The sequence below is a fragment of the Pseudomonas sp. FH4 genome, assembly GCF_000510915.2.
Taxonomy (GTDB): domain Bacteria; phylum Pseudomonadota; class Gammaproteobacteria; order Pseudomonadales; family Pseudomonadaceae; genus Aquipseudomonas; species Aquipseudomonas brenneri.
In genome coordinates this window covers 342,421-360,133 of sequence record NZ_AOHN01000019.1, presented here as the reverse complement: position 1 = coordinate 360,133, position 17,713 = coordinate 342,421, and the positions used below count along the sequence as shown (strand labels likewise).

Annotated in this window: 11 protein-coding genes; 6 read left to right on the top strand and 5 right to left on the bottom strand. The window is 58.3% G+C overall.

Annotation, left to right across the window (positions count from 1 at the left end):
• Positions 1–4: 4 nt before the first annotated feature.
• The 4 genes from H097_RS14985 to H097_RS14970 all read right to left on the bottom strand — a co-directional run bounded on the left by H097_RS14985 (position 5) and on the right by H097_RS14970 (position 9,107).
• Positions 5–5,017 carry a glycosyltransferase gene (locus H097_RS14985; protein ID WP_032860659.1) on the bottom strand — a complete coding sequence of 1,671 codons (5,013 nt, stop codon included), beginning with the start codon at positions 5,015–5,017 and terminating at the stop codon, positions 5–7.
• 161 nt (positions 5,018–5,178) lie between these two features.
• Positions 5,179–7,590, bottom strand: coding sequence for a TonB-dependent siderophore receptor (locus H097_RS14980; RefSeq protein ID WP_082445596.1), 2,412 nt, complete (start codon positions 7,588–7,590; stop codon positions 5,179–5,181).
• Positions 7,591–7,665: 75 nt separating this feature from the next.
• The gene (locus H097_RS14975) at positions 7,666–8,595 is read right to left on the bottom strand and encodes a FecR domain-containing protein (protein WP_032860658.1); all 930 of its coding nucleotides are present in this window, start codon (positions 8,593–8,595) and stop codon (positions 7,666–7,668) included.
• Positions 8,592–9,107 (bottom strand): sigma-70 family RNA polymerase sigma factor, encoded by a 516-nt coding sequence (locus H097_RS14970; RefSeq protein ID WP_032860657.1) that lies wholly within the window; start codon positions 9,105–9,107, stop codon positions 8,592–8,594. The genes H097_RS14975 and H097_RS14970 overlap by 4 nt, the downstream gene beginning before the upstream one ends.
• A 589-nt stretch (positions 9,108–9,696) precedes the next feature.
• Between H097_RS14970 and H097_RS14965 the strand changes: the two genes are divergently transcribed.
• Genes H097_RS14965 through H097_RS14955 form a run of 3 tightly spaced genes read left to right on the top strand, consistent with a single transcriptional unit; the run spans position 9,697 to position 13,772 of the window.
• Complete coding sequence (locus H097_RS14965; protein WP_032860656.1) at positions 9,697–11,106, top strand: NAD(P)/FAD-dependent oxidoreductase; 1,410 nt, start codon at positions 9,697–9,699, stop codon at positions 11,104–11,106.
• Entirely contained in the window at positions 11,093–12,331 is a 1,239-nt protein-coding gene (locus tag H097_RS14960; protein ID WP_032860655.1) for an NAD(P)/FAD-dependent oxidoreductase, read from the top strand. Before H097_RS14965 ends, H097_RS14960 begins: the two co-directional genes overlap by 14 nt.
• A 25-nt stretch (positions 12,332–12,356) precedes the next feature.
• On the top strand, positions 12,357–13,772 hold the full coding sequence (locus H097_RS14955; protein WP_032860654.1) for a glycerol kinase: 1,416 nt from the start codon (positions 12,357–12,359) through the stop codon (positions 13,770–13,772).
• A gap of 4 nt (positions 13,773–13,776) precedes the next feature.
• Here H097_RS14955 and H097_RS14950 read toward each other — a convergent pair whose 3' ends face one another.
• A complete protein-coding gene (locus H097_RS14950) occupies positions 13,777–14,556 on the bottom strand; it encodes a DeoR/GlpR family DNA-binding transcription regulator (protein ID WP_032860652.1) in 780 nt (259 codons plus the stop codon).
• A gap of 400 nt (positions 14,557–14,956) precedes the next feature.
• Between H097_RS14950 and eutH the strand changes: the two genes are divergently transcribed.
• From eutH to H097_RS14935, 3 genes are all read left to right on the top strand, one after another.
• The gene (eutH, locus tag H097_RS14945) at positions 14,957–16,201 is read left to right on the top strand and encodes an ethanolamine utilization protein EutH (protein WP_032860651.1); all 1,245 of its coding nucleotides are present in this window, start codon (positions 14,957–14,959) and stop codon (positions 16,199–16,201) included.
• A 56-nt stretch (positions 16,202–16,257) separates the two neighbouring features.
• Positions 16,258–16,614: a DUF1937 family protein gene (locus H097_RS14940; protein WP_032860650.1), complete on the top strand. Its 357-nt coding sequence runs from the start codon at positions 16,258–16,260 to the stop codon at positions 16,612–16,614.
• A 210-nt stretch (positions 16,615–16,824) separates the two neighbouring features.
• On the top strand, positions 16,825–17,676 hold the full coding sequence (locus tag H097_RS14935; RefSeq protein ID WP_032860649.1) for a DUF1989 domain-containing protein: 852 nt from the start codon (positions 16,825–16,827) through the stop codon (positions 17,674–17,676).
• Positions 17,677–17,713: the final 37 nt, after the last annotated feature.

The window sequence follows — 17,713 nt, the reverse complement described above, 5'->3', positions numbered from 1 at the left end:
CTTCTCATCTTGTATTGATCCAAGAGTGTTCGGCGCCAATCTTGATGTTGAATTTCTGGGAAAGTGCAAGATAGTGCTCTTTCATTGCTTTTATGTGTAAACCCAAGAGGTCGGGAGGAGCGATTCCCTTGTTTGTGTAAAATTTTCGTGTGGTGGCTAGAATGTTGACAGTGGGTCCGGATGCGACGAGCTTGTTGTCAACGATTTTTGATTCTTTAGTGATGCCATCGAAACCCAGCTCATACATGTCAGGCCTTTTTCTCTTTAGGATGTCATTAAATAGATTGGGGCCAACGGTCTCAAAAATTTTTCCCTCATAGGCGTCGAACGCAGAAGTATATAAAACGTTTCCATCGGGGCCCCTCGTGGCGACGGGGCGATTGGCGGCAAAGTAGGATTTGTTGGCGGAAAACCGCTCGTTCATTTCTGCGATTATATCTGTAATCACAGGGTTGCCAGGCTGTGTTGCAAAATTACTGGTATTGTAGAATGGCCGGTATTCAGTAAGCTTGTGCGCAACAGGTTTGCTGAGCAGGATGTCATTAGAACCCGCGTTTAATAAAGCATTGCCGATGTCGGATTGAATGATATCGTCGGTATCAAGATAAATGCCCCCGTATTTATTCATGATGGGATAACGTGCGACGTCCGACGCTGCTGCAAGATTTTTTCCTTGCCCTTGGCGAAAATAATCGTACAGTTCACTCTGTTTCAATTGTTTAAAAACGTCGTCTTTATTGAGGTCCATTATCGTCAGACCAGGGGCCTTTTTTTCTAATTTGCTTTTTATTTGTTGAAAAATGGCTGGGGTGTCGGCATCTACATGCAAAATGGATTTATAGCCTGATGTTTTGGCTGCATTGTTAGCCATGTTTTCTATAAGGTGGGTGGGTACGTCCTGACCTGCCCAGAAATAGTGGAGTTCTTTGGGCAAAGGCCTCGCATCTATCGGAATTTTTGTAATTGTCGAGGGGGAGACATCAATAAATTGGAATCTGTGGGAGTCGATTTTCTTAGCGTTTTTAAGTTCCTTGAATGTTCCCCGTTGCCATTTGTTCTTACCGACTCTCCAGAAGTAATTCTGGCCTTGATTTTCGATGCCGACAGAGATATTGGCCGCTTTCCATCCCCCGATGGAGCTGTCGAAGATGACAGTGTGGTCCACGCCCAGATAGTTGAGCGTATACGGGGGGTTAGAACCCGCTGCTGCTTTAATATCGTCCATCGGTGCCACATAAGTAGTGTCGCCGAGCTTCCAGGGCGTTGGGGCGTTGCCTGCTCCTCCCAGCAAACGATTTTCTCTTGAGGCGAGACCCCATCCAGAAGGGCCCAGATCCTTGATGGGTATGTCCGGGCCTGCTCCCCTGGCATGACGGATGACTCGTTGACCCTCTTTCAAGTGCGAGGAATAAAGCTTCCCATTAACTTTTACATACTCCTTGTTACTCCGGCCCACATAGATATTGCCTTGCAATCCCCTGATCTTTAGCTCGTCCGGATCTATATGCTTGACTTCATAATCCAGTAAGTCGGCGTGGAGTGATTTGACCTCACCATTGGCCGCCACCCGGCTCGGTTTGAAATCGCTTAGTGGGGGACCAAAGGCTCGTTTCTTCAACGCGTCGTACTGATGCCAATTGCCTTGAAACATGACGACATTACCTTCAATCGTCTCTTGTCCAATCTTGAATGTACCGGTTGCCGCCAGGCCGTGCTGCTGACTCGCGGTCTTTACTGCATCATTGCTACCGATTGTATACAGGCTGTCGGGATCGTTTAGCCTGGGAGTGGCCACGACAAAGTTATCCAGCGGTTTACCGTATGCTAATTTTGTACGCGGATCAAAGGCGTACCATTTATTGCTTGCCTCATCGAACTTAGCCAAGGTTTTGCTTTCACGTGCGCTATTGGTTGCCTTGTAGGTGCCTTCGGCAATATCAGACTTTTTTGCCAACTCCAGCAGATTGAGACTGCGGTAAGAGCCGCGTAGGTATTTGACCCCGTGCAGGGCCTTACGCCCGACAAATACAACACCACGTGCCAGGTCATCAATTCCGCCCAGTGGATTAAGTGCGCCCACCGCCGCCCGGCCTATAATTTTGCCGACTTGGCCTACTTTTGAAAGTGCCGATGCTCCGACGGCAAAGGCCTTGGCGCCCTTGGCAGCGGCACCCAGGCCAACTGCAAAACCGAAGATGTCAAAGGCCAGGTCGATAAGGCCGTCACTAACTTTCCCCTCTATAAAATTCTTTATGGCTGATCTGAGTGGGATCAAACTCAGCGCAATTTCTTCAAGTATCTTATAGGTCGGTACTTCAGTGTCAAAGGTCGTTGCCCCTTTGGCGTATCGTTCTACCGCTGGTAGGTCCATGTCCGTGATCATGGCATCAACAATATATTGAGTTCTGGCACTGCTGAAACTATTAGGTACGCCCTGTGCAGCGTTATTTTCATTCGTTATTTCAGGCGAGTACTGACCTGCAGGTTTTACCACATCGAATCTTTTACCGCCTGAGGAACTCATAAAGCTGCTGCTCGGGGCATACTCCTTATAATTCTGGTTGGGTTGCCTGGTCACAGTACCCTTCAAACGATCGATTGCGTACGTCATGACGTTGCCGTTGCGTTCGGTCTTGACCAGTAGAACGCCTGGTTCAACGCGAGTGGGGTGATCGTTTCTGAGGTATTTGATTTCTTTACGGATGGTTAGTTTGCCGAACTCCAGGTTCTTCCGGTCTTCCAGTGGCAGTTTCGAAATTAGGAGTTTGAGTTGTGCTGACGTAGCTTTTTTGACAGCTTTGGCATAGCCCGCAAAGGTCTCATTAAATGCGTCCAGCGGGCGTGGCAGCTTTTGAAGCTTTGTCATGACATCGTTGATGTTGATAGCCTCCGATGAGGCGACCCATGTCGCCGGTTTTCCATCAGGAGGAAGATCGACGGCCCCAGAAGTAACGGACTTTATAAGGTGACGGCCGGGCTCTCCCCAGTTATCAGCCGAGTCAGGTGTTCCGCGCAGCCCACGACCATCAATATACATATCCAGTATCGAGTAAGGCCCCGGAAAAAACCTGCTGGAGGGTTTCGAGGTAATGCATTTTTGGGTGAACAGTTTTGGGTCCATCTCCGGCAGAGCTTTCTTCAATTGTTCCAGTGCAATATTTTGGGTCGTGGGCATGCCTGGGAGTTGCGTTTCGGAAGCCTCTTTCAGCTCGCGGATTTGTGCATTGAACGCCTCGCGGACGGCATTCAAGGCGACTTTATCTACGGGGTAGCTCAAGCCGTTGGCGACCCCCCAGTCTTTGATTGCCTCGTTTTGGGCCGCATATTCAACACGACGTTCTTCATCAGTGATCGGTGCAACACCGGCTTCGAGCATGATTTGCGTGTAGCTCATCGCCGCAGTTGCTCCAGGCGATTTTGCTTCTATGCGGGCGGTCGCCGTGACAAGGCTGACCCAACTGTGGGTGCCCACGACTACCTGATTCGGAATGCCCTTGACCAGGAACGCTGGCGCCCGATTGGCCAGCAAAAGATGAGCCTGGACCGCAGCTTTTTCGGAGGACGACGCTATGCCTTTGGCGACGAGGTGATTGACCAGTTCCTTGATGATCGTTGAGGGGGATTTACCCGTATTGTCAGGCGAGACCAATCGGTAACCTTGAATCTCGCCGTGTGATTGATTTTTCGTCTGGTCACTCGTACGGCCGTCGTTCTCCACGTTCAAGGCCGCCAGTAGCCAGTCAGCAGCGCTGCCTTTAACACTGCGCGCCTCGAATGTGCCCTGGATGGCCTGACCCAGTGCCTTGCCCCTGGGGGAATTGACCAGGGTATCAATCAACACGCGTGGATTACTCTGCTCTTCAGGAGAGATGGGCCGGCCATCAAGCAGATAATCCAGAACCCTGTTAAAGGGGAGGAGTGTTATGGCGCCTAACGTGCCTGTACGCAGATCTGCTTTCAATTGCTCCAGGCTGTCCTGCTCAAGCGGTGCGGGCCAGGTCAGTGCGCCACCCAGGTTGCCATTGACGGGTGCCTTGGGTGTGGGAGTGGAGAGGGCGCTCGCAAGATTCACCAGTTGCTCATGATGGTCGGGAATATCCCAACCATGATCTTCAATGAATTGCAGGAGACTGACCCTGTTCGATGGGGGGTGGGTGGTTGCCTGATAGGTGCTGTCCAGGGACAGATCAATCATCCTCTTCTTCAGTTCATCCTTGATTTGCCCGGCATATTCGATGCCACCCTCCACTGACGTTGCCAAGTGACGGAGCTCGGCGCTGGCTTGGTGTCGATCGTAAATGTCGCCCAAATAAGCTTTCTGGTTTTGAAGTGCGTCCTCGCTGCGCGATTTAATCAAACTTGCAAAGGTGCTCGGATCGAGTGTTGTAAAACCCTGGTTGCGGTCAATTTCCACCGCACGCTGGCGCATCGAAGGCTGCGTAAGGTTCGGCTGTTCTTTATAAAAATGCCCGATCAACTCATATGGAACCGGTTGATCGAGATCGGTTGCAGGTGGGGTGAACGTAGTGTCGGCGCGGCCTGCAGAGAGGACTCGTCCGGCCTGGAGGATAGGCCCGCTGATTGCAGCCCATTGCCAGTCGTCTTGCCCGACGGTGAATCGCTTCTGTTCGGGATCAAGGTGGCGTTGACGCTTGAAAGAGATCTGGCCTGACTCCGGGTTGAGTGTGATCGACCCTGTGTTGATGCCTTTATCTTCAATCCACTGACGGACTTCGGGTGAGTGAAAAGCCTCTTTCAGCTGGGCCCACCATTGGCCGAATGTGGAGTCGGGAGCAATAGTGTTGATCGTGACATTTCTTTCGCGATTGGCGGCCAGGAGCAGTGCCGAGTGATACGCCATGGCTAACTCGCGATCGCCTTGGGTGCGAGCGCTTTCGGTTGATTCTGATGGGGCCGGGGCTTCACGTTTGGGCCGGGAGGGCGGCTGTGGCGAGAGAGAGTTTGGTGCGCAGAATGGGCGAGGTTGCGCAGTCATGTGATTGGAAACACTGTTCATAAGGGTTGCCGCCTGAGGAATCGAGGAGAGGTCTTGGGGTAAACAACTGCCATGGCATGAGCTATGAGTAGTTGTTTGCCCCAAGATGATTCCCTCGTTCTGTCAATAGGCTTTTGCCTTATGTTTCAAGCAACGCCTGTCGACAGCTCCAGGTCGGTGAATCAGAAATTCCAGCGGGTGGTAAGCATCACATTGCGCGGGTCGCCGTAGTAGGCGGTGTTATAGAACCCAATGTTGGTGTAGTACTTCTTGTCGAACGCATTGTTCAGGTTCAACGTCGCTGACAGGTTCTCAGTGACCTGGTAACGCGCCATCACATCCACCAGCCAGTAGGCTTGCTGGGCAAACTCCTCATTCTTGCCCTTGTAGCGGTTGTACAGCTCCTGCCAACTGCGGTTCTGCCAGCGCGCACCGCCGCCCACGGTCAAGCGGTCCAGTGGGCCCTGGAGTTTGTAGGTGGTGTAGAAACTGAGCTGGTCCTCCGGCTCCCAGGTCGAGACTTTCTTGCTGCTCTCGTCACGGATGATTTTGTGGGTGTAACCTGCCTGGGCCTGCCAGCCGGGCGCCAGTTCACCGGACATTTCGGCCTCAAAACCCTTGGTCTTGGCTTCGATACCCTTGGAGGCATAACCCAATGATGGGTTGGTCGGCGCGGCGTTGTACTCGGAGTCGGCTTCTGCTCGGTTGCTCTGGTGGACTTCAAAATAGGCCAGGCTGGTATTGAGTCGGCCGCCAAAGAATTCACCCTTTAAACCGCCCTCGTAGTTCTTGCCTTCGGAGGGTTCCAACAGTTTGTTGTTGCGGTCGCGGTTGTAGCTTTCCGGCATGAAGATATCGGTGTAGCTGGCATAGGCGGTGAAGTTTTCGTTCAGGTCGTAGGTTACGCCCGCGTAGGGCACCAGCCGCCCGGTTTCCGTGGAGTCGTCGGTACCACGCAATTTGTAGTTGGCGACGCGGGCGCCGAGGAACAGGTTCAACGGGTCGGTCAGGTTGAAGCGTGCGCTCATGTAGCCCGCGCTTTGGCGGGTGGTCAGGTCGTTGATGTAGGTGGGTGCGCCCCAGTCAGGTTCGGCAATATTGCCGTCGAAGTTCCAGAAGTCCACCACATTGCCGTTGGGGTGTTTGGGGCTGCCATAGTCCTTGCCTTTCCAGTGGGAGCTGGAGGCCGAGCCGCCGACCACCAGCTCATGCTCGCGTCCCAGCAGGTTGAATGGGCCGCTGACGTAGACATCGGCGGCATTGGCGCGGGTCTGGCCGGTGAACTTGTTGGCATAGACGGTAGACAGGCCGGTGGTGGGATTGGGCGCGCTCTGTATCGAACCCAGGGGCGCGTAGTAACCGCTGAGTTGGTGGGTCAGTTGCGCCTTGGCCACCCAACCGTTGGCGAAGCTGCGTTCCAGCGTGGCGAATGCGCCACGGTTGTACTGTTCCCAGCGGCTCCACTTGGCGCCGTTGTTGTACGAGCGCTTGACGTCAATACGGTCACCGTTGGTGTTGAATAACGGGCGGCTACCGGACCAGCCCGAGCCTTGCGGGTCGTTGTCCTGATAGTCAACGCCCACGGTCAGCAAGGTGTCGTCGTCGAGGTCTGCTTCCAGGGTGGCGAAGTACACGCTGGTCTTGCGCTGGTAGCGTTCCATGAACGAATGCTTGTCCTGATAGGCCGCCACGGCCCGCCCACGGATGTTGCCGCGCTCGGTCAACGGGCCGCTGACGTCGACCTGGGAGCGATAGTTATCCCAGCTGCCGGCGCCCAGTTCGACACTGGCCTTGAAGTCACGGGTCGGCTTTTTGCGGATCAGGTTGAGGGTCGCGCCCGGCGCGCCGGCACCGGTCAGCAGGCCGGTGGCGCCCTTGAGAATCTCCACGCGGTCGTAGATCGCCATGTCGGTGAGGGTTTGCCCGGACGAGTAGGCCGAGTTGCGCAGGGTCGGGATACCGTCGTACTGGAAGTTCTCGATGGAAAACCCACGGGCAAAATAGTTGGTGCGCTCGCTGTCATAGGTCGAGACGGTGATGCCAGGCGTGTGGCGCATCACATCGTCAATGGCATTGAGGCCGAAGTCGTCCATGTGCTGGCGGGTGATCACGGTGATCGACTGTGGGGTCTCCCGGGGCGTCAGAACCATGCGTGTGGCGGTAGCGATGGTGCCTGGGGTGTAGGAACCCGTGCCTTCAGTGACTGTGCCCAACTGGTTCGACGTGATCTCGGTGGCCGCCAGCGCCAGGGTGCCGCTGGCCTCGGTCAGTGCCTGCAACTGGTAGCCATCGGTGCTGGCCTGCGCCGTGAAGCCCGTGCCTTCCAGGACCTTGGCAAAGCCCTCCGCCACGCTGTAGCTGCCGCGCAGGCCAGCACTGTTCAGGCCGGCCACTTGTTGCGACTGGAACACAATCGGCGTGCCGGCGGCCTGGGCATAACGGCCGAGGACTTCGCCGAGGGTTCCTGGGGCGATGTCAAAGGCCTGGACCTGTTGCTGCGCACAGGCAATGGCTGGCAGTGCCAGCGGCAGGCAGCCAAACAACAAGCGGCTGGCCAGCAGCAGGCTGGCACGGGGGGACGGGGTGGAAGACATGGAATCGCTGCTCCTTTGGATGTTGGCCAAGAAAAGGACGCGGCAGAACTGAAAACACGCAGACTTTATTGAGAATTATTCGCGCTGTTTTTTCAAAGACACACGGGTGACCCATGGGGTGTAGCTGCTGATCTCGATCGGCAATGTGCGCTGGAGCAGGCGCAAGGCCCGCGCCGGGTCGTCGAACGGCAGCATCACCGTGACCCGCAAGCCGTGCAGGGCCTGGCGATCGAACAGCAACAGGCCGCTGCGATGACGGCCCAGGCGCTCCAGGACATCGGCCAGGGGCTCGTCGCTGGCCAACAGTTGATGGGTATCCCAGGCGGCTTCGTGGGCGCGGGCATCGAATGCTTCCACGCGCCCCGGGCCACTTGCCTCAAGGCGCACACGCTGGCCGGGGTTGAGCGTCAGTTGTTGTGTACCGCTGTCGATGCGGGTGGACGATTCAAGCATCCTGACCACCGTCGCATCGCCGCTGCGTTCGACGATAAAACGCGTGCCCAGCGCCCGAATGCTGCCTTGCGGGGTATCGACATAGAACGGGCGCCGGGCATCCTTGGCCACATCCACCAGCAATTCACCCTGCAGCAGGCGCACACGGCGCTGGTTGGCATCGAAGTGCAGATCGACGGCCGAACCACCGTCCAGTTGCAGTGCGCTGCCATCGTCCAGGCGTTGTTGCTGCCACTGGCCACTGGCAGTGCTGAGGTCGGCGAACAGATAACCACGCTGGCTGTACTGATAGACCGGCAGGGCGAGCAAGCCGATTAACAGGCCCAGTGCCAGGCCCTTGATCGCCTTCGGCTGTTGGCGCGCCCGGCGCAATGCCGCACGGGCCGGGGCTTGTTTGAGGGGTGACAGGTGGCCCTGCAAGCGCGCAACAGCCAAGGGATGTTGCGGGTCGGCGGCCAACCAGGCATGGAAGGCCTGTTGGCTGGCGGCGTCGGGCTGATGGTCGAGGCGGACCAGCCATTCGGCGGCCTGGCGCAGGATGGCCGGGGTCATGGCTGGGCGCACGCATCGCAGGCCAGCAGGGCTTCCACCAGGTCTTGTTGTACGGTGCGCACCGAAACCCCGAGGCGCTCGGCGATCTGTGCCTGGTCCAGGCCATCGAGGTGACGCAGGATAAAGGTTTCGCGAATCCGTGGCTTCATTCGCGCCAAGGCCCGGTCAATCGCCTCCAGCACCTGCACCGCTTGCAAAATCTGCTCGGGCGAGGGCGCCTGGTCGAGGTACTGGGCACAGCGTTCCAGTTCGTCCTGATAAGCCCGTTCCAGGCGACGCCGGCGATTCTTGTCCATCAATAAACGACGGGCCACGGTGGCAAGGTAGGCCTGCGGTTCGCGGGGCGCGACGTAAGGCCCGGCCGACAGCAGGCGGATAAACGTGTCGTGCGCTACATCGGCGGCGTGATGGGAGCAATCCACACGGCGGCGCAGCCAACTCAGCAGCCAGCCGTGGTAGCCGCGGTACAGGGCTTCAAGCGTCGCGGCTTCGGCGGGCTGGGCTGGTTTCATGCGAAAAATTCGTAAGTGGGAATTAATCTTATTCTAGTTGTTTCTGACTGACGGCTGCAATGGGCGAGGGAGCCTCGGTCTCAGAACCGGCCCTTTCAACGTTTTTCTAGGAGGCGCCGCAGAAAGACGGTTCCGCGTCGTCAATAAGCGGGGTTTATAGGGTTAATTTTTTATATCGGTCACATTTACTTGGTTTTTTTGACTGAACAGATGTGGATGAGCGCGATATGGCCTTGGGGAATCGGTCTTGGTTATGCCTTAAGGTATTTAAAGGTAACCATTTTTAAGTGGTTGTGTATTTATGTAGCGATTTTATGTGTGTTGATCGAATCCACAGTAACGCCTTTTTGACAGGATCAGTTCTGTGCGCAACGAATCGGTCAGCCTTTTCCACGTTGTGTTTAAAGGCCGGATAGCAATAAACATTAGATGTCTGCATGGCTGAGGATGCTTGCCCTGCCGCAGAGCCCTTGGGCAGTGAGTGAACGGCTATGGCCAATCGGTCATTCCAACCCCGGTTCGGTCAGTGGCATATGCCCTGCACCCCTCCAAGGCAATACATGCGCTCACTTCACCCATAGGCTTGATCATGACGAAACCCTTCCCGAATCAGAGCGGTATCTACGACGTCATCGTTGTGGGCGGTGGCGTGGTGGGATGCGCGATGGTCCGGCGTTTTACCCTGGAGGGCGCGCGGGTGCTGTTGCTGGAAAAAAGCCCGGATATCCTGTCTGGGGCGAGCAAAGGCAACAGCGCGATCTTGCACACGGGCTTCGATGCGCCAACCGGTAGCCTGGAGCTGCAATGCATGAAGGACGGGTACCAGGAGTACCTGCAGATCCACCAGAAGATGTCGCTGCCGCTGCTCAAGACCGGTGCGATGGTAGTGGCCTGGAACGAGGATGACCTGGGCAAGCTGCAAGGCATTGTCGAGCAGGCGCACGCCAACGGGATTGCCGATGTCAACCTGATCGGCCGCGAGCGGGTGCGTGCCCTGGAGCCGAACCTGGCGCACAACGCGTTGGGGGCGGTCGAGGTGCCTGGCGAGTTTCTTATCGATCCGTGGTCAGCGCCCCTGGGTTACCTGCTCCAGGCGATGATGCATGGGGCGCAGGTGCGGTTCAACACCGAGGTCAACGGCGGCTATTTTGATGGCGAACTCTGGGCCCTGGAGACCACCAACGGGTTTGTGCGGGGGCGCACGATCATCAATTGCGCCGGGTTGTTCGGCGATGTGCTGGAGCAACAGTTGCTGGGTGCATCGAGCTTCTCCATTCATCCGCGCAAAGGTCAGTTCGTGGTGTTCGATAAGGCGGCCGCGCGCTATCTGGGCAATATCATCCTGCCGGTGCCCAATGAGCGCACCAAGGGTATCGTCCTCACTCGCACGGTCTACGGCAACCTGTTGGTGGGGCCTACCGCTGAAGAGCAGGAAGACCGCCTGCACGCAGGCCTCGACAGCGACGTGTTGCGCCAGTTGGTGGATGCCGCAGTCGAGCGTATTCCAGCACTCGAAGGCATGCCGGTCACTGCCACCTATGCCGCGCTGCGGCCGGCCACGGAAAAGAAAGAGTATCGGGTGCAGCGGGTCGAAGGTAAGAACTGGATCAGCGTAGGAGGCATCCGCTCCACCGGCCTGACGGCAGCGCTGGGCATTGCCCGGCACGTGTTCAGCCTCTATCAGCGCGAGCACACACCGGTTCCCGCACCCATCCTGCAATGGCCGACGCTGCCTAACCTCGCTGAACATCTACCGCGCGATTACCAGCGCCCGGGCTACGGCGAAATCGTGTGCCATTGTGAAATGGTAACGCTACGGGAAATCGAGAATGCCTTGGCCAGCGCGCTGCCGCCCGGTGACCTGGGTGGGTTGAAGCGCCGTACGCGGGCCTGCATGGGGCGCTGCCAGGGTTTTTATTGTGGGGCGCGGGTAGCCGAGCTGAGCGCTGGCCACCTGGCCATTCCCCTTGCAACAGGTGTTTGTCATGAAGCCCATTGAAGTCGAAAACATTGATGTCGCGATTATCGGTGGCGGGCCGTCGGGGCTGTCGGCGGCGATGACCCTGCGCAAGCTGGGTGTCGACAAGGTCGTGGTGCTCGAACGTGATCCCGAAGCTGGCGGCATCCCGCGTCATTGTGGGCATCCACCCTTTGGCTTGCGCGAATATGGCCGGATTTACACGGGGCCTGCGTATGCGCGCAAAAATGTCGCGCAGGCGTTGAAGGCGGGGGTGCAGATCCGCGTCAAACACTCGGTGACGCAGATGGGCCAGGGCGGGCGCCTGGAGGTGGTGAGCCCTGACGGCGCCCAGGTGATCCAGGCACGCCGGGTGCTGATCGCCACCGGTGCGCGGGAAACGCCACGCTCGGCACGCCTGCTGGGCGGCGATCGCCCGTTGGGGGTGATCAATACCGGTGCGTTCCAATCCTATCTGTACCTGGAACACCTCAAGCCCTTTGAGCGCCCGCTGATTGTCGGTACCGAACTGGTCAGCCTGTCGGCCGTCATGAGTTGCCGACGCGCGGGGATCAAGCCGGTGGCGATGATCGAAGCCAATCTTCGGGCCACGGCGCGCTGGCCGCTGTCGCTGTTCCCACGGCTGTGCGGGGTGCCGATGCATTTCGGCGCGCAGCTGTTGGAAATCCACGGTACCGGGCGGGTGGAGGGCGCGACGGTGCGCCTGGCCGACGGGCAGACCAGGACCTTCGACTGTGACGGCGTGCTGCTCACCGGCCAGTTCACCCCCGAATCCAGCCTGGTGCGCCTGAGCGATTTGCGGCTCGACCCGAAAAGCGGCGGCCCGTATATCGATCAATACGGGCGCTGTAGCGACCCGGCCTACTTTGCCGCAGGTAATCTGTTGCGCCCCGTCGAGACGGCAGGTTGGTCGTTTCGCGAAGGTCATAAGATCGCTACGATGATCGCCCGCGATCTGCAGGGGCAGTTGCCGGCTGCCACGCCGAGTATCGAGATTGCCTGCAAGGGCGATTTGAAACTGTGCGTGCCGCAGTGCTTGAGCAACTCTTCTGTGGTGGGCATGCAGCACCTGCAACTGCGTGTCAGCCGTGCGGTGAAAGGGCGCCTGGTGGTGCGGGCCGATGGCAAGGAAATCTGGTCGCGCGCCGGCAGTTCGCTGCCCGAGCGCAGGCTGCTGATCCCCATCGCCAGCCTGAACCTGCCCCAGGGCGTACAGCAACTCGAAGTCGACTTTGTCGGCCAATAACAAGACCTGCCGAGGAGTCTTCACTATGCGCATTGCCGCGCTCGATCAAGGCACTACCAGCACCCGTGTGTTGGTGGTGAGCCAAAATGGGTCTGCTGATATCCAGCTCTCGTTACGCCACCAGCAGCATCATCCCCACCCCGGTTGGGTGGAGCACGACCCGCTGGAGTTGCTCAATAACCTGCAGCGTTGCCTGGAGGCCACCGGCCGGGTAGATGCCATCGGCCTGGCCAACCAGGGCGAGAGTTGCCTGGCGTGGGACGCCAAGACCGGTGAGCCGTTATCGCCGGTCATTGTCTGGCAGGACAATCGCACCTCGGCCGAGATCGCCCAACTGCGTGGTGATGGCGGCGAGGCCCTGACCCTGGAGCGTGCGGGGTTGCCCCTGGATCCATACTTTTCGGCGAGCAAGCTGGCCTGGATCATCCGCAATCTGCCGGCCGCGCAGAGCGCCTTGCGGGCCGGAAGGCTGCGCCTGGGCACCACCGATGCGTATTTCCTCGACCGCCTGACCGGGGTCTTCGCCACTGACGTCACCACCGCTTCGCGCACCTCGCTGATGAACCTGGCGACCGGGCAGTGGGACAGCCAGCTCTGCGAGCTGTTTGGCGTGCCAATGGAAACGTTGCCGCAGATCCGCGACACCGTCGGGCACTTTGGTGAGATCGGCGCTACGCCGATTACCGCCTCGATTGTTGACCAGCAAGCCTCACTGTATGGCCATGGCTGCCGCAATGAGGGCGACGCCAAGATCACCTTCGGTACCGGGGCGTTTGCCCTGACATTGACCGGCGAGCAGATCATCCGCGCGCCGGATAAGGGCCTGTTGGCGACCATTGCCTGGCAGATCGACGGCAAGCCCACTTATGCCATGGACGGTGGTGTCTACGATGCCAGTTCGGCAGTGGAGTGGGCCGGGCGCCTCGGTTTGTTCAGCGACTTTTCGGAGCTGGCGGCGTTCGACGAGCCGCCGGCGATTGGTCGACAGTTGGCCTTTGTGCCGGCGTTGTCCGGGTTGGCCTGCCCGCATTGGGATCGCAGTGCGGCGGCCCTGTGGGTGGGCATGAATGGCAGCACCACGCGCCAGGATATGTGTCAGGCGGTGCTCGAAGGCGTGGCGTTGCGCAGTGTTGAAGTGATCACGGCGATGGACGAATTTCTCAGCGTGACCGATCACCTGTCCATCGATGGTGGCTTGGCGCGCAGCCCGTATTTCGCGCAGTTTCTCGCCGATGCCTTGCAGCGTTGCATTGTCACCCAGCGTTTTGATGAACTGACTGCGTTTGGCTGCGCGGCGCTGGCAGCCAAAGGTATTGGCGTGGCGCTCAAGCCGCCGCGTAACACCAGTACCACCTTTCACCCCAAAGTCAGTGCCGAGCAAGCCCGGCAGTGGCGTGCCTCGTTCAGCGATGCGGTCACCCGTTGCCGCGACTGGCGCTGACCGGTCACCATTCAGGCCGGGTCAGGGCAGGGGCCTCCAGTACTTCAACCTGGGCCTGTGCCAGGGCCTTGGCCAGCTCGCCCAGGGGTTTGCGGTCGATGATCAAGCGATCGATGCGCTCCAGGGGAAATACCTGGAACAGTGCGTGTTTGCCCATTTTCGAGGAGTCGGCAATGACCGTGAGGTAGCGCGTGCGGGCGATCATGGCGCGGGTGATTTCGGCCTCTTCGATGGAGAAGTCGAAGGCACCGTCGGTGTTCAGGGCGCCAATCGTGACCACGGCATGTTCGGCGTTGAAGCGTGCAATCTGCTCCATGGCCAGGGCGCCGATATTCTGTTCCGATTCGGGGCGGTATTCGCCGCCGATCATGAATACGCGATTACCACTGGTGCCAATGGCGGAGGCGATCAACAAGGAGTTGGTGATGACAGTGATGCGGTTGAGCTTTGCCAGTTCACGGGCAAAAAACAGAGTGGTGGTACCGGTATCGATCAACAGGCTGTCGCCCGGCGCATAGAGCCCGGCGGCGAACCGCGCCACCGCACGTTTCTCCTGGGAGAATTCATTCATTCGGATCTGGAACGCGTTCTCATGTTCACCGCTGGGTGGCAGCGAGGCACCGCCGTGGAACTTGGTGACCTGGCCTTCTTCGGCCAAGGCCGTGAGGTCGCGGCGAATGGTTTCCTGCGAAGTGCTGAGCGTGCGCGCCAACTCGTCGACCGAAATGCGTTCACGCTGGCGTAGCAGCTCAAGGATATGTTGGCGTCTTTCATTGGGGCGCATGGGAGTCATCCTCTTGATGCTACGTGAATGCGCCACAGGTGCGCAGTGCTGTTACCGAGGCACTCAAATGATGCCGGGGCAGCGCGTGTTGGGGTGCTTGGGCGCCAGCGCCGGTGGTGTGAACTTGGTATTGGCGTTTGCCGTTCACGGCCGTAGAGTCCGCTGCCTTGAAAGGTATGACTAGAGATTACGCAATAGAATTGACCGATTCCAGTGTGTTTAACCCGCAAAACCACAATAAACACACGATTGGCATGGGAAGTGGTTAGTAATAGGGTGTGAAAGCGCCGTAAATGAGGCGGTAAAACACTCATGGGTGCCAACGTTTGGCCAATGGAGCGACCGGACTGGGGCGTACTCCTACAACAACAATTGATTCAGTACAGATGGAGCGAAAGTAATGGCGGAATTCGGGAACTACGTTATTTATCTGATCATGATCGGCGCGGTGGTCGGCGCGTTTGCCTCCGTGATCAAGCCGGACAGTGGCCTGGGCAAGGAGTTTGTCAACGGCATCCACTCCATCGGCCCGGTGTTCCTGGCGCAGGCGGGCATCATGGTGGCGATTCCATACCTGTCTAAATTCATCGAGGTCGCACTGGGGCCGTACTTTGGTGCGATGGGTTCTGACGTCTCCATTGCGGCACTGTCGATCATCGCCGTGGACATGGGCGGCTACCAGCTCGCCGACGCCCTGGCGGCGAACCGCGACATGTGGATCACCGCGATGATCGTCGGCTACACCTCCGGCGCGACCATCGTCTACCTGATCCCGGTCGGGCTGATGATGCTCGAACGCAAGGACCACAAGTACCTGGCGCTGGGGGCCATGGCCGGGTTGATCAGCATCCCGTTTGCCGTGCTTGCGTCGCTGATGATGATCACCGCCTTCAACCTGCCGGTGCGTGACATCGTGTCCACCACCTCGCCGGCCCTGCATTACCTGAGCCTGGGTTTTGTCGACTGCGTGCGCTTGCTCGCGCCACTGTTTGTGTTCTGCTTCCTGCTGGCTGCCGGCTTGCGCTACCGGGCCTCGTGGATGGTGGCCGGGTTCCTGGTGTTCGGCAAATTGATGGACGCCTTTATCAAGATCGTCCTGGCGCTGGCCATCGTCGAGCACTTCACTGGCTTCTTCATGAAAAACTTCGGCGTGTGGGGCTTCGATCCGATGTTCGCCGACGAGAAGGAACTGTTCCGCGCCATCGAGATTGCTGGCTACATCGGCATCATGCTCGCCGGTACGTTCCCGATCTGCTACCTGTTCAACCGCTACTGCAAGAAGCCCATGGAAGTACTCGGCAGGCACATCGGGTTGTCGGCCAATGGCGCGGCGGCGTTTGTGATGGTGTTTGCCAATATCATCGCGGTCTACCATCTGTTCAAGAAAATGAATGCCCGGGACAAGGTCTTGTGTGTGGCCCTGGGCGTCTGCGCGCAGGCCACCATCGGTGATCACCTGGCCTTTACCGCGAACTTCCAGCCGACGCTGATCATGCCGATCCTGCTCGCCAAGCTGTTTGGCGGCCTGCTCGCCGTGGCAATCGCGATCAAGATCTCCGTGCCTGCCGCTCAGCGCTACGAAGCACAGGAGCGTGAGCGCGACGAGGCCCAAGCATCCGGCGTGCCCGCAGCCCAGGCGGTCTGACGCTAACTCTTTAACCCCCGCAAGGGCGCGAGCCCTTGCATTGCCCTGAGGTAACAATGAGAAAGATCTTTCTGGCCTGCCCCTACAGCCATGCCGATGCGTCGGTCACCCATGAGCGCTTTATCCAGTGCAACAAGGTGGCGGCCTCGATCATCGAGTCAGGCCATGGGGTGTTCAGTCAGGTGTCGATGTCGCACCCGATCAACCTGGCGTTTGAAGGCAAGGACAGTGCAACCATCGGCAAGCTGTGGGCGCCGGTGGACGCGCTGTTCATGGAGATGATGGAGGAACTGATCATCCTCGACCTGCCGGGTTGGGACCTGAGCTCGGGGATCAAGCGTGAAATCGAGTTCTTCAAGAATCGCGGGCAGAAGGTCAGCCTGTGGTCCGAAGTTTCTGGCGAGTTCAACTGACGACGCCCCCCCTTGTAGGAGCGAGCTTGCTCGCGAAGAACTTGAGAGCGCCGCGTTTACCTAGCAAACACGCGTTATCGTTGATGTCCTTCGCGAGCAAGAACTAGGCGTCCCCCTCGCTCCTACAGAAAGCAGAATCCGCTTAACTGACTGGCATTAGGGCAAGCCCGCTTGTATGGTTTTGCAAAACCCTGCAATGGAGGATCCCCCATGTACAAGGACTATCCCGCCGCCTACCAAGTCAGCAAAGGCGCTGCCTTGCAGGTCGACAAGGCGTTTTATGATCGTGTGCGCGAGTCCGGGGCAGGGCGCACCCTGATCGAGCAGTTCGAAGTGCCGATCCGTACCGGTCGCGCCTGGAAAGTGCCGGCTGGCCATGTGTTCCGCGTGACCACACCGATCGGCCCCCAGGTCGGTGATTTCAACGTGTGGAATGCCAATGATCCGCGCGAGCGTATGTGGGCGGCCCGCACCCGCCAACTGCAAGGCGCGCATGTCAGCACCTATGACCGCCTGTGGTCGAACCTGCCGTTTCTGCGGCCGATGGTCACCATCACCGATGACAGCCTGGCCGGCTACGGCATCGATGAACATGGCGGGCGCCTGCATGACCTGCTGGGTACGCGCTGTGATCCTTATGTGAACAAGATGCTGACCGGCGAGGACTTCCATCACCATTGCCATTCCAACCTGACCCGCGCCGTATTGCCCCATGGCCTGACCGAGTTTGATGTGCACGATGTATTGAACATCTTCCAGTGCACGGGCCTGAATCACGACGATATGTACTTCATGAAGGCGTGCCCGGCCAAGCAAGGTGACTACCTGGAGTTCTTTGCCGAGATCGACTTGCTGTGTGCGTTGTCCACCTGCCCGGGCGGCGATCTGTCGCTGCCGATGTGGGGCCCGGATGCCCAGGACCCGCTGACGGTATGCCGCCCGCTGGGGGTGGAAATCTACCGATTGGATGAGGCGTTGCTGGAGGGTTGGAGGTCGCCTGCGCGTGCGGCGTACAACGGTAACCATGGCTTGCTGATTCCCAAGGCCGAGTGGGAAAAGTAAGTGATGAATATCTAACCTTGTGGGAGCTGTCGAGCTC

Coding starts and splice junctions, on each gene's coding strand:
- H097_RS14985 (WP_032860659.1), bottom strand. CDS start 5,017: ATGAACAGTGTTTCCAATCACATGACTGCGCAACCTCGCCCATTCTGC.
- H097_RS14980 (WP_082445596.1), bottom strand. CDS start 7,590: ATGTCTTCCACCCCGTCCCCCCGTGCCAGCCTGCTGCTGGCCAGCCGC.
- H097_RS14975 (WP_032860658.1), bottom strand. CDS start 8,595: ATGACCCCGGCCATCCTGCGCCAGGCCGCCGAATGGCTGGTCCGCCTC.
- H097_RS14970 (WP_032860657.1), bottom strand. CDS start 9,107: ATGAAACCAGCCCAGCCCGCCGAAGCCGCGACGCTTGAAGCCCTGTAC.
- H097_RS14965 (WP_032860656.1), top strand. CDS start 9,697: ATGACGAAACCCTTCCCGAATCAGAGCGGTATCTACGACGTCATCGTT.
- H097_RS14960 (WP_032860655.1), top strand. CDS start 11,093: ATGAAGCCCATTGAAGTCGAAAACATTGATGTCGCGATTATCGGTGGC.
- H097_RS14955 (WP_032860654.1), top strand. CDS start 12,357: ATGCGCATTGCCGCGCTCGATCAAGGCACTACCAGCACCCGTGTGTTG.
- H097_RS14950 (WP_032860652.1), bottom strand. CDS start 14,556: ATGCGCCCCAATGAAAGACGCCAACATATCCTTGAGCTGCTACGCCAG.
- eutH (WP_032860651.1), top strand. CDS start 14,957: ATGGCGGAATTCGGGAACTACGTTATTTATCTGATCATGATCGGCGCG.
- H097_RS14940 (WP_032860650.1), top strand. CDS start 16,258: ATGAGAAAGATCTTTCTGGCCTGCCCCTACAGCCATGCCGATGCGTCG.
- H097_RS14935 (WP_032860649.1), top strand. CDS start 16,825: ATGTACAAGGACTATCCCGCCGCCTACCAAGTCAGCAAAGGCGCTGCC.